The organism is Paraburkholderia sp. GAS82 (assembly GCF_050436285.1).
GTDB classification, from domain to species: domain Bacteria; phylum Pseudomonadota; class Gammaproteobacteria; order Burkholderiales; family Burkholderiaceae; genus Paraburkholderia; species Paraburkholderia phenazinium_B.
Map to the genome: position 1 here is coordinate 358,116 of NZ_JBNDLX010000002.1, position 12,328 is coordinate 370,443.

Genomic DNA, 12,328 nt, shown 5'->3' on the forward strand with positions numbered 1-12,328 from the left:
CAAAGGGTTCGGCGCGGATCAGCATAAGTCCGTCAGCGCCCTGGTTGTGCGGGGTGGCTGACCCATGTAAAACGGCGTTTTAGCGGCCCGTCCCTCTTCGGACGGGCTATTTTTTGTTGCCGGGCAGATGCCGGTCGCCGCACTTCAACGCACGTCGCGAACGTCGTGCACGCCACACTGCGTTAGAAAGCGTCGTCGGCGTCCAGCAATTCGAGCTGCCGGGGGAGTTTCGATGCCGGCCGCTCGAGCGCGAGCAAAGCCGCTTTGCGTTCAAGTCCGCCAGCATATCCGGTGAGCTCGCCCGCGTTCGATATCACGCGATGGCACGGCACGATGATCGACACCGGATTACGTCCATTCGCGGCTCCCACTGCGCGCGCACTGCCGATCGGTAGCCCGAGCCGCTGCGCGAGCCGCCCATAACTCTCGATCTCGCCAAACGGAATCTTGACGAGTTCGCTCCAGACACTTCGTTGGAATGGCGAACCGGCCATCTGCAGGCGCACGGTGAACTGTTGACGCTCGCCAGCAAAGTATTCGGCGAGTTGCTCCGCGCTTTCCGCTAACACGCGCGGCGGCTTGCCCATAGATACACCAGTGAATGTATCGGCATCGCGACCGGTCACCGTGCCGCTTGCGGTGTCGACGGCGTCCAGCGGGAAGTACTTCTGGCCGACGAAGTACACGCCCGTGAGCGCATCGTCCTCGGCGCGTAGCCACATCGCGCCGAGCGGGCTCTGAATCGTCAAGTAGTGTTTCATGCAGCGTTCAAGTAGAAACGGCAATTTGCGAATCCCGACCATCGCACGGGACGCAACGGGCGGCAATAAATACCTGCCGAGGCCACCACCAGAGAGAAGCCGCCGTCAAAGCACGGGGCGGCGCCTGAGGGCGTCGGCTTACAGCAGATTTCACGGTCCCGATTCATAGCATCAATGTAGCGCATTGCCTCGCATGCCGGTCAACGGCTGCGCGGGGTGGATCGTTTACAGCACAGGTGCCTGCCTGCGGGCGGCAGAGCCGCGCGCCGCTCATTCGCGATGCTAAGCCCTAACCCGGCTACGCGTCAGGGCCATGACAATCGGGTGGAACGGTTGCACCGCAGCGGGGCACGAAAAATGCATCCGGCGACACAATGAGTCGCGTTAAACTGGCTGACACGACATCCTCGCATCGCGCATAGCAAAGCGCAGCGCGGGTTTCGGCAGTTTGTGGGATGCTATGGGTTTGGCGGTGTGCGGCACATGGTGCACCAGGCTGCCCGTACAATGGCTTGATAAACAACGGAACGAGGACAACTTCGATGCGCACTACCGGGTCTTCCGGGTCAATGGCCCTGCTCACCGAATTCGACGACGCGACGGCGCGCGAACTTCGCTCACTGCGCCTCGAGTCGACAGAAGACGGCAAGGGTATTCTTCTGATCGAAGTGGACGAGCGCAAGCCGGGCATCCACCGCGAAGTGCGTTATGAAATCACGCCGGCGGAACTGATTGCGGCCATTCGCGCGCACGGCGCCGAATTGCCGGGTGAACAACACAATCACCGGTCGTAAAACGGAGGTGGCAGCGGTACGGGTGCACGCGAACGCCGTTCACCCACCGCCCAGCCCGCTTGAGAAATTCAGCGTTGAATGACCAGCAACAAACGGCCGTCCGGAGCCTCGGCCCAATCGCGCTCCGCACCTGCCGTGCCTGACCCGGCAAAGCTTCTCCCGCTTCATCCGCGCCCCACATTACCGGACGCTTGCACGTCTCGGAAATGCGTCCATAATCCTTAAGTTACTTCTTCGCTTCCCGCCGGAAACGGTCGCGGAAGTAAGCCGATGCTACATGACCTCGTGGAGCAGTACGGGCCTGCTCTCGTCTTCGCTAATGTGCTCGCCGCATCGCTAGGGTTGCCCGTGCCCGCGATGCCCTGTCTCGTCCTGTTCGGCGCGATGGCGGCCATGCATCCGGCCACCGTCGGCACGCAGCTCGCGTCGGTGCTGATCCTCGCCATTTTCGCCACGCTGATCGGCGACAGCGCGTGGTACCTCGCCGGCCGCATTTACGGCGGCAACACGTTGAAGACGCTGTGCAAGCTGTCTCTCTCGCGCGACACCTGTGTCAAGAAGACCGAGCGCTTCTTCGGCCGCTGGGGCGTGCGCGTGCTGGCCGTGGCGAAGTTCGTGCCGGGCCTGTCGATCGTCTCCATCCCGATGGCCGGTGCGATGGGCACCACGTATCGCACCTTTCTGACTTACGACAGCATCGGCGCCGCGCTCTGGTCTGGAACGGGTCTCATCATTGGCGCCCTGTTCGCGCAGCAAATCGACATGCTGATGGCGGGCGCCGGACGCCTGGGCAAGATGGCGGGCGTGGTAATCGCCGCATTGCTGCTGCTTTACGCCACCTACCGGTGGATCCGGCGGCGCCAGCTCATCCGCAAACTGGCTACCGCGCGCATGGAGATAGATGAGCTGGGCAACCTGATCGCATCCGGCCAACCGCCGGTGCTGTTCGACATCCGTTCGCGCGAGAAGCGCAAGCTGGATCCGTTTGTGATCCCGGGCACCCAGTTTGCCGACGAGCGCCAGCTCAACGAGATCATCGCGAAGTATCCGCCGAACCAGAAACTCGTCATCTACTGTTCCTGCCCGAATGAGATTTCGGCGGCGTGGATGGCCAAACAACTCAACGAAGCAGGCTTCGCCGACGTCCTGCCGCTGCGCGGCGGTCTCGACGCGTGGCGCGACGCGGGACGGCAACTCGAGCCACTGGAAGAGGAGCCGATGGATGAAGTGCATCCCGGCGTAGCGCCGGCGGTGTAGCACGTCCGGTTCTCCAGCAGTTCGTCTGTCGCCTGCGCTGCCTCGCTGTACCCCATGCTGGATCAAACGACAGAAGGAGTGGTTTGATGGTTGAGATTCAAGAAGCCGAAGGACAACAAGCTGTGGTCGCCGACGCGCCGTTCTCTTCGTTGGCGACACGCGAACATCAGATGTTCCCCGAACTGACGTGGGAAGAAATCAAGCGGCTGAGCAAATTCGGCGAGGTGCAGCACTGGGAACCCGGTCAACTGCTGTTCGAAACCGGTCGTGTCGGACCGGGCATGTTTGTCACGCTCACGGGACGCGTCAAGCTTTTCCAACGCGATGGCCTCGGCCGTGAGCGCCTCGTCTCCGAACGTGGTCCGAAGCAGTTCCTCGCCGAAGTGGGTCAGTTGTCGGGACGCGTCTGCCTCGTCAGCGGCGTGGCATTGGAACCCGTAGATGCCTTGCTGATTCCACCTATCAAACTCCGCGCGTTGATCGTCGCGGAAGCAGAGCTTGGCGAGCGCATCATGCGTGCGCTGATCCTGCGGCGTGTCTCGCTGATCGAAAAGGGCGCTGGCGGCCCGATCCTGATCGGCAAGAGCAACGACTCGCGGCTCGTCTCGCTGCAGGGCTTCTTGTCGCGCAACGGTCATCCGCATTCGGTACTCGACGAACGTGATGAGGAGGCGCTCGGCCTGATCGAGCAGTTCGGTGCAAAGCCTGAAGACCTGCCACTGGTGATCTGCCCGGACGGTACCGTGCTGCGTCATCCGAGCGATCCTCACCTTGCAACCTGCCTCGGCATGCTGCCCGAACTCGACGCTTCGCTGATCTACGACGTTGCCATCGTCGGCGCAGGGCCGGCAGGACTCGCCACGGCCGTTTATGCGGCTTCGGAAGGCCTCTCGGTGATCGTGCTCGACAGCCGCGCGCCGGGCGGTCAGGCGGGCGCCAGTTCGCGCATCGAAAACTATCTCGGCTTTCCGACCGGCATCAGCGGTCAGGCGCTGGCCGGACGCGCGTTTGTGCAGGCGCAGAAGTTCGGCGCGCACGTCGCCATTCCGGTCAGGGTCAAAGCCCTGCATTGCGAGGAGTCGCCGCACCGGCTCGAGCTCAAGTGCGGTGGCAGCGTGAAAGCGCGCACCATCGTCATTGCCAGCGGCGCGGTGTACCGTCGGCCGGCTATCGAAGGTCTCGAGCGTTTTGACGGCAAGGGCGTCTACTACTGGGCGTCGCCGGTTGAAGCCAAGCTGTGCAAGCGCGAAGAAATCGTGCTGGTGGGCGGCGGCAATTCGGCTGGGCAGGCCATCGTCTATCTCGCCACGCATGCGGCGAAGGTGCACGTGTTGATTCGGCGCAGTGGTTTCGAAGCGACCATGTCGCGCTATCTGATCGACCGGATCCGCTCGCTGCCGAATGTGTTTGTGCATCCTCACACAGAGATTGGTCAGCTCGAAGCTGATGAGGCCGGCCTCGCATCGGTGGTGCTGAAGGAGCCGTTACCAGACGGCACGGATCGGTTCGACACACGTCATCTGTTCCTCTTCACCGGCGCGGATCCCAACACCGAATGGCTGCAAACCTGCGGCGTGCAGCTCGATCCCAAGGGCTTCGTGCTGACCGGTGAAAGAGGCCTGAACTCCACCTGCGATCTCGGCACCACGGTTGACGGCGTATTCGCGATCGGCGATGCACGCGCCGGCTCGACCAAACGCGTGGCAGCAGCAGTCGGTGAAGGGGCGGCTGTAGTGTCGCAGATCCATCAGATGCTGGCGGTGAGCGCAGAGGAGGCGGTGGCACTGGGAGCATGACGCACGACGCTTTCGCGCTAAAGTAGCGGCTATCCGGCCGGGCGACGCATCTTCGGTCAGCCTTACGCCGCTACTACGCCAGCGCGCCACTGCGCGGGCTCCATCCATTCAGCGATCGACCGCGTGAAGACTCTCCCGTTATCCGCCGCCCGCACCCTCCATCTGGCCGCGCAAGGTCTCTTGACCCCGCCGCGCCGCAAAGCCACCAAAGCCGACGTCATCGACGCGATTCGCCGCATGGCGCAGTTGCAGATCGACACGATTCACGTCGTCGCGCGCAGTCCTTATCTCGTCCTGTTCAGCCGCCTCGGTACATACACGCCGCAGTGGCTCGACGAGCATCTGGCCGAAGGCAAGCTGTTCGAATACTGGTCGCACGAGGCCTGCCTGTTGCCGATCGAAGACTACGGTCTGCTACGTCACCGCATGCTCGACCCGAGCGGGATGGGCTGGAAATACGCAGGCGAGTGGCACAAGCAGTACCGCAAGGAGATCGACCAGCTGCTCAAGCAGATTCGCGCGAATGGGCCGGTGCGTTCGGCAGATTTCGTCCGTGAGGCCGGCAAGAGTAACGGCTGGTGGGACTGGAAGCCGGAGAAGCGCCACCTCGAAGTGCTGTTTGCCATCGGCGAATTGATGGTGGCTGAGCGGCGCAATTTTCATCGCGTCTATGACCTGACCGAGCGGGTGCTGCCGGGCTGGAACGACGAACGCGATCTGCAACCGGCGGCGGCGGTCGAGCCGGAACTGTTGCGACGCAGTTGCCGGGCGTTAGGCGTGGCGCGCGCCGATTGGGTGGCTGACTACTACCGGCTGCCGCGCCGACCGTATGTCGAAGCCTTGCACGCGCTGGCCGATCAAGGAGAGCTGGTTCCGGTTCGCGTCGAAGGATGGAAGCAGGATACGTACGTGCATCAGGAGTTCGCGCCGCTGATCGACGATGCGGCGAGCGGCAAACTGACCTCGACGGTCACGACCCTGCTGTCGCCGTTCGATCCGGTGGTGTGGGATCGCAAGCGCGCCGCGGCGCTATTCGACTTCGACTATGTGATTGAGTGCTATACGCCCGCCGCCAAACGCAAATACGGCTACTTCGTGCTGCCGATTCTGAACCGCGGCAAGCTGATTGGCCGGGCCGATGCGAAGGCGCATCGCACGAGCGGCATCTTCGAGTTGAAGGCGCTTCATCTGGAACCGGGAGTACGCGTCAGCGGCCGTCTCGCCGCCGATCTGCGGCGCGCCATCCAGCGTTGCGCCGACTGGCATGGCACGCCGGAAGTGCAGATCACGTCGGCGCCACCCGAGCTGCTCGAAGCGTTAGCAGCGCAGGAAAGTGTGGAAGCCTGAATCGACTGATCAATTTCAGTGATCGAGCTTGACCCGTAATTCGCGCGCCGTTTCCAGCAGGCCTTCATAGCCGGAACGGGCGTGCTCGGGCAAATCCGGGTCGCCCACCAGGGTGCCGAGCGTCTCGATCAGGCTGTACAGCAGACCTCTGGCTGCGCCCGATGCAATGCCGCCCGAACTCACCAACTGATCGACGTGGCTGACAGCTGCGTCAAGGTGTTCGAGATCAGGCCGTTCGCCCGCTTCCTGCTTTTGCGAAACATCACGCGTCATGATGGAGCGTCTCTCAGTTGTGGCGGTGGTGGATGAATCTCTAATGTTGTTATATACCGATCAGGATCGATCGTCCATCCGCCGCACGCCACTCCCGAACGTTCTCACCTTTACGCGTTGATGCATTGGCTTGAGTGCAATCGATTCCCGAAAAGACTCACCTCAAAGAGATGAGGGTGCACGGTGCGGCTACTCAAGCCTCACCGTGGATCGCAGAGGAATCGGCGGGGAAGCGACGGATCAGGTAGCGGCGCGCCGCGAGAAGAAGCGCCGCGTCAGATCGAACGCTACGAGGTTGCCTGCCACCACGAGTACCAGACCAACGACGGCCAAAACAGTCCAGCGATAGCCCTCGAATACGGTAGAGACCGCTAACGCCACGATCGGAAACAGCACGGTGCAATAGGCGGCACGCTCCGGGCCCATGCGTCCCACCAGCATCAGATAGGCCGTAAATCCGACCACCGAGCCGAACACGGCCAGATACGCAAGCGCACCGAGATACCGCACATCCGGTTCGACGCTGAACGGCAAGCCCGCCAAAGCGCTGCCCACGGTCAGGATGCTGGCGCCGATCAGCATGGCCCAGCTATTGGTGACGAGCGGGTGCAGACCCATCGACTGCATCCGGCTCGACAGCAGGCTGCCAGTAGAAAAGCACAACGTGCCGAGCAATGCGACGCCCATCCCGAGCCACGCGGTCTGGTCGCCGAGGTGTCCGGCCATCTGCGGCACGAACAGGCACAGGATGCCCACCAGACCGAGCAGTGCACCCAGGATAACCGTGGGTTGCAGCGGCCGTCCCATGAACAGCCGGCCGTTGATCGAATTCAGCAGCGGCGCGATCGAGAAGATCACGGCAACCAGACCGCTCGGCACGACCTGCTCGGCGTAGTAGAAGCACAGAAAGTTGCAGCAGAACAGCGCCAGGCCCTGCGCCGCGAGATATCGCCAAGCGGCGCGCGGCGGCCAGATCGGCCGGCGCATGATGCGCAGCACTGCGAACAGGATCAGCGCGGCGAGCCCGAAGCGCCAGGCAATCGACACCGGCGGCGGCACCACGCCGAGTTGCCATTTGATGGCGATCCAGGTGGTACCCCAGATCAGAACGGTTAAGGCATAAAGAAACAGGTTCATGGCAACGCTTGCGGGATGGAAATCGGGGATTCGACCACCCGAGTCTGCGCCTGCGGACCAGCCACTACTTGTCCAGGATTGCGCACTTTTTGGCCGTGCGGAGCGGCGACTGCACCGTCCGCTCTATACTGTAAGCCATGCAATCCGCCACTTCTTCAGCCGTGAACACCGCCATCCAGCCCGGCACCGCGATCGACTCCACCGAGACGCCATTTGGCATCCAGTCGGTGTGTCACACGCTGCGCGACGCCAACGCGACGCTGCAGCGCTTCGCGTGGCTCGGCGATCAATTGGCGGTGGCGGAGTGGACTCGCGAGACAGAGGAAGCCGAAACCGTCTATGAAAATCCGGGCCATCACACGCTGTCGTGCTATATCGACGGCGGATATCGCACCGAGCGTCAAAAGATGCCGGGGCTGTATGGCGCGCCGACGCGGCTATGCGCGCTGCCCGGCGACCACGAATCGCGCTGGTGGGTGCGCGGCAAGATGCATTTCATGCATCTGTATTTTTTGCCCGAACACTTCACGCAACGCGCCGTGCGGGAGTTGGACCGCGAGCCGCGGGAAGTGACGCTGGCTGACCGCACCTATTTCGAAGACGCGCGCATTGCTACGCTGTGTCAGTCGTTAACCGAGGAAAGATGGGACGACGCCGATGGTCTGCTAAGGACCAATGAAACAGCGCACGAAGTATTGAGCCTGCTGCTGAAGTCGCAAGGCGTGAGCCGTACCGATGCGGAGCTCAGAGGCGGTCTCTCGGTGGCGACGCGCCGGCGGCTACGTGACTACATCGACGCGCATCTCAGCCAGCCGCTCACGTTGGGCGATCTGGCCGAAGTGGCCTGTCTGTCGGAGTACCACCTGGCGCGTATGTTTCGCACTTCGTTCGGTTTGCCGCCGGCTGCGTGGATCGCCCACCAGCGTATTGAACGGGCTCGGCTGCTGTTGCGCACCACGGCGCTGCCGCTCGCCCAGATCGCGGCGCGCTGCGGCTATGCGAACGCCAGCCACTTTAGCCACCGCTTCCGCGAAGCGGTGGGCGTGGCGCCCGTACTGTTCCGCCAGGCGATGAGCACGGCGGCGTAAGGTCAGCTGAAGCCAACTACGCCTGGCTTATTGCCTACTTCAAGGCCATCGCCAGCACACGCGCCACGTGCACAGCGTCGACGCCGGCGCCGTCGTGAATCTGATGCCGGCAACTGGTGCCGTCGGCCACCATCACCGTATCGGCGCCGATCTTGCGCACCGCCGGCAGCAACGACAACTCCGCCATCGCCTGCGAAGTCGCATAGTGCTCAGCTTCATAACCAAAACTACCGGCCATCCCGCAGCACGACGACTCGACCGTCGACACCGTCAGCTCCGGAATCCACTTCAGCACGGTTTGCACAGGCGTGAATGCGTCGAAGGCTTTCTGATGGCAATGGCCATGCACGAGGGCCTTTTGTGTCGGCAGTGGTTTGAGGTCGAGCTTCACGCGCCCGGCTTTCTGCTCGCTAACCAGAAACTCTTCGAACAGGAACGCCGACTTCGACAGCCGTTGCGCTTCCTCACCAAAACCATAGTGGAGAAACTCATCGCGCAACGACAGCAGACACGACGGTTCGAGTCCGACAATCGGCACACCGCGATCGACAAACGGCTTGAATGTATCAAGCATGCGCCGCGCTTCCTGCTTCGCCTCGTTCACTAGGCCTGCGGCGAGGAACGTACGCCCGCAACACACCGGCCGCTCGCCCTGGCGAGTGTTGAAGTGCACGGTATAGCCAGCAGCCTCCAGCACCTGTTGCGCGGCGCGCGCATTCTCCGGTTCCATGTTGTTGTTAAACGTATCGACGAACAACAGGACTTCTTTCACTTGCGCATTCGAACCAACCGGGCGAGCCGCGCGTGTCGAAGCGGCCCCTGCCAGGAACGACTTGCGAAAACGCGGCAGCGTGCGCTCGGGCGCAAAACCCACCGTGCGCTTGAACCATCCGGACAGCACCGGCACGTTCTCAGCCAACGCCATCAGCCCCGGCACCTTGCTCGCGAACGGCGCATAGCGCGGCATGAACGCGACCAGCCTGTCGCGCACACTCAGACCATGCCGCTTGACGCGCGCCGCCCGTGCCTCGATCTTGAACTTCGCCATATCGACGCCGGTCGGGCAATCGCGTTTGCAGCCCTTGCATGAGACGCACAGGTCGAGCGTTTCCTTGACGTCGTCGCTCGCTAATCCTTCTTCACCGAGTTGTCCTGAGATCGCCAGACGCAATGTATTGGCGCGGCCGCGCGTCACGTGCTGCTCATCCTTCGTCACGCGATAACTCGGGCACATGGTGCCCGCGTCGAACTTGCGGCAATGGCCGTTGTTGTTGCACATCTCGACGGCCTTGCCGAGGCCGCCAGCGAGATCGTTGCCGGTACCCGGCAGCGTTTCCTCGCCGGTAAGCGGATCACGATCGACGTTCCACGCGGACCAATCGAGAGCGGTATCCAGCGCCCGTACGCGATAGCCCGGCGCGAAGCGGAAATTGCGCGCGTCGTCCATCTTCGGCGGACGCACGATCTTGTCCGGATTGAAACGGTTGTCAGGGTCGAAGAGCGTCTTGATCTCGCTGAACGCTTCGTTCAGGCGCGGGCCGTATTGCCATGCCACCCATTCGCCACGGCACAGCCCATCGCCGTGCTCGCCCGAATACGCGCCCTTGTATTCCTGCACGAGAGCCGCGGCTTCTTCTGCAATCGCCCGCATCTTGAGCGCGCCGTCCTGCCGCATGTTGAGAATCGGCCGCACGTGCAGCGTACCGACGCTCGCGTGCGCGTACCAGGTGCCTTCCGTACCGTGACGGTGAAACACTTCGGTGAGCTTGCTGGTGTACTCGGCCAGGTGTTCGAGCGGCACCGCGCAGTCTTCAATGAAAGACACCGGCTTGCCGTCGCCCTTCATGCTCATCATGATGTTCAAGCCGGCTTTGCGGACTTCCCACAAGGCTTTCTGCTCGTTGGCATCCGGCATCTGCACGACCGAATCGGGCAAGCCGAGATCGGCCATCAGCTCGGTCAGTTGCTTGAGACCGGCCAGCTGCTCGTCGCGATTTTCGCCGGCGAATTCCACCAGCAGGATCGCCTCGGGACGACCCACCAGAGCCTTCTCTATCACCGGACGGAAGGCCGGGTTGCTGATCGCCAGATCGATCATCGTGCGGTCGACCAGTTCCACCGCCACCGGCTTCAGCTTGACGATGTGCTGCGTCAGATCCATCGCCTGCCAGAAGGTCGGGAAGTTGACCACGCCGAGCGCCTTGTGCGCGGGCAACGGCGAGAGCCTCAGCGTCAACTGCCGGCTGAACGCGAGCGTCCCCTCAGAGCCGACCAGCAGATGCGCGAGGTTGGCGAGGCCATCATCGGTATAGGCGCGCGGATTCTGGCAGTCGAACACGTCGATGTTGTAACCGGCGACGCGCCGCAACACCTTCGGCACGCGCGCCACGATCTCGTCGCGTTCGCGCGTCGCGATGCGCTTCACGCCTTCGACGATCTCCTGCAAGCGCGCCCCTTGCGGTGCGTCTCGCAGCGACCCGAAGCGCGCCTCGCTGCCGTCGGCGAGGATCGCTTCAATGGCCGCGACGTTGTGCACCATGTTGCCGTATTCGATCGAGCGCGAGCCACACGAGTTGTTACCCGCCATCCCGCCGATCGTGCATTGCGCCGCCGTCGAAACGTCGACTGGAAACCACAATCCATGCGGCTTGAGCCAGGCGTTCAGATGATCGAGCACGACTCCTGGCTCGACCGTGACCGTGCGTGCCTCCGCATCGAACGAGACGACGTTGTTCAGCCACTTGCTGGTGTCGATCACCAGCGCCTCGCCGACCGTCTGCCCACATTGGCTCGTGCCGGCGCCGCGCGCGAGCAGCGGCACCTTTTCGCTGCGTGCCACTTCGAGCGCGATGCGCAGGTCGTCCTGATCGCGCGGCACGACGACGCCGATCGGCGTGATCTGATAGATCGACGCATCCGTCGAGTAGCGGCCACGGCTGGCGGAGTCGAACAGCACATCGCCGCGCAAGGCTTCGCGCAATCGCCTGGCGAGCGGCGTTGTCATCCGGGAACTCGACGGCACCAGATGAATGGGTTTGACGAGTAAGGGGGAAGCGGCATTCGTCATAGCGTCAGCCTGAAAAAACTTTAGAACAGCGTCACACTGATTGGAGCAAGCCCTTCAATGCGACCGCTTGCCGTGCCTGCGCTCTGCGGGAAAAACATCCCCGTGTACGAGCCGGCCGTAATCACCATCTCCGGAGTGACAGCAATGCCCCGAACCACTGCACAGTGATTCACGAGCCACGTAAGCAGCCGGCGCGGGTCGCCGGCCGGATTTTTGGCGGCCTCGACCACCACGTTGCGCCCCTCGAAGCTGAACCGTAGCGACGGTGCGACAAACGGAAAGTCTTCCCGATACGGCACGAACTCGCCGACCACCAACGCGCCGTTGTTCTGCAAATCGGCGAGTTGAGCGAGCTTGTCGACGTTCGGCCATGCGGCGTAGCGGCTTGCGACGATTTCTATCGTTGTACCGAACGATCCGATACCCGCCAGCACTTCGGCTTCGCTATAAGGCTCCTGCGCCGGTTCGAAACGGCGGCCGAAACGGAACGCGATTTCCAGCTCGAGTGCGAGCGGCGTGAAGGCGTCGCGCGGCAGCCTGGCGCCGTCTTCGTAGACGTCGGCTGCGGGCAGCGGCGCACCCTGGATCGGTCCTGTTTCGGACTTCGAACCGATCTTCCAGCCGCCGATCTCCGAGCCCGACAAGCGCAGGATCTCGTGCTGGATCGCATAGGCAGCGCCGAAATCGGCCGGTATCTGTTCCGGCGGCAGGCTGTCGAGCGTCTGATGACGTGCTCGCGCTTCGGCGAGGCGCTGGCTCAAGGGGGAGGTATCGGTAAAGTTCATCTTGATTCTTGATGAGTGATTGG

General features: G+C 62.7%; 11 protein-coding genes. 5 read left to right on the top strand and 6 right to left on the bottom strand.

The window, feature by feature from the left end:
- Positions 1-182 precede the first annotated feature (182 nt).
- On the bottom strand, positions 183-761 hold the full coding sequence (locus tag P3T17_RS07935) for a methylated-DNA--[protein]-cysteine S-methyltransferase (protein ID WP_429405894.1): 579 nt from the start codon (positions 759-761) through the stop codon (positions 183-185).
- Positions 758-946 carry an Ada metal-binding domain-containing protein gene (locus P3T17_RS07940; RefSeq protein WP_429405895.1) on the bottom strand — a complete coding sequence of 63 codons (189 nt, stop codon included), beginning with the start codon at positions 944-946 and terminating at the stop codon, positions 758-760. The genes P3T17_RS07935 and P3T17_RS07940 overlap by 4 nt, the downstream gene beginning before the upstream one ends.
- A 357-nt stretch (positions 947-1,303) precedes the next feature.
- On the opposite strand from P3T17_RS07940, the gene P3T17_RS07945 reads away from it, so the two are divergent.
- The 4 genes from P3T17_RS07945 to P3T17_RS07960 all read left to right on the top strand — a co-directional run bounded on the left by P3T17_RS07945 (position 1,304) and on the right by P3T17_RS07960 (position 5,955).
- Positions 1,304-1,555: a hypothetical protein gene (locus P3T17_RS07945; protein ID WP_429405896.1), complete on the top strand. Its 252-nt coding sequence runs from the start codon at positions 1,304-1,306 to the stop codon at positions 1,553-1,555.
- Positions 1,556-1,825: 270 nt separating this feature from the next.
- Positions 1,826-2,812 (top strand): DedA family protein/thiosulfate sulfurtransferase GlpE, encoded by a 987-nt coding sequence (locus tag P3T17_RS07950; RefSeq protein ID WP_429405897.1) that lies wholly within the window; start codon positions 1,826-1,828, stop codon positions 2,810-2,812.
- Positions 2,813-2,898: 86 nt separating this feature from the next.
- Positions 2,899-4,608 (top strand): FAD-dependent oxidoreductase, encoded by a 1,710-nt coding sequence (locus P3T17_RS07955; protein WP_074266703.1) that lies wholly within the window; start codon positions 2,899-2,901, stop codon positions 4,606-4,608.
- 123 nt (positions 4,609-4,731) lie between these two features.
- On the top strand, positions 4,732-5,955 hold the full coding sequence (locus P3T17_RS07960) for a winged helix-turn-helix domain-containing protein (RefSeq protein ID WP_429405899.1): 1,224 nt from the start codon (positions 4,732-4,734) through the stop codon (positions 5,953-5,955).
- Between the two features lie 15 nt (positions 5,956-5,970).
- Here the strand turns inward: P3T17_RS07960 and P3T17_RS07965 are convergent, their stop codons facing one another.
- Together P3T17_RS07965 and P3T17_RS07970 are read right to left on the bottom strand one after the other, a co-directional pair.
- A complete protein-coding gene (locus P3T17_RS07965; protein WP_074266705.1) occupies positions 5,971-6,228 on the bottom strand; it encodes a hypothetical protein in 258 nt (85 codons plus the stop codon).
- Between the two features lie 240 nt (positions 6,229-6,468).
- The gene (locus P3T17_RS07970) at positions 6,469-7,365 is read right to left on the bottom strand and encodes a DMT family transporter (protein WP_074266706.1); all 897 of its coding nucleotides are present in this window, start codon (positions 7,363-7,365) and stop codon (positions 6,469-6,471) included.
- A 137-nt stretch (positions 7,366-7,502) separates the two neighbouring features.
- Here P3T17_RS07970 and P3T17_RS07975 point away from each other — a divergent pair, with 137 nt between their 5' ends.
- The gene (locus P3T17_RS07975) at positions 7,503-8,453 is read left to right on the top strand and encodes a helix-turn-helix domain-containing protein (protein WP_429405900.1); all 951 of its coding nucleotides are present in this window, start codon (positions 7,503-7,505) and stop codon (positions 8,451-8,453) included.
- Between the two features lie 34 nt (positions 8,454-8,487).
- On the opposite strand, the gene P3T17_RS07980 is transcribed toward P3T17_RS07975, so the two are convergent.
- Positions 8,488-11,520, bottom strand: coding sequence for an FAD-binding and (Fe-S)-binding domain-containing protein (locus P3T17_RS07980; protein ID WP_429405902.1), 3,033 nt, complete (start codon positions 11,518-11,520; stop codon positions 8,488-8,490).
- Positions 11,521-11,540: 20 nt separating this feature from the next.
- Positions 11,541-12,305, bottom strand: coding sequence for a 2-keto-4-pentenoate hydratase (locus P3T17_RS07985; protein WP_429289168.1), 765 nt, complete (start codon positions 12,303-12,305; stop codon positions 11,541-11,543).
- Positions 12,306-12,328 lie beyond the last annotated feature (23 nt).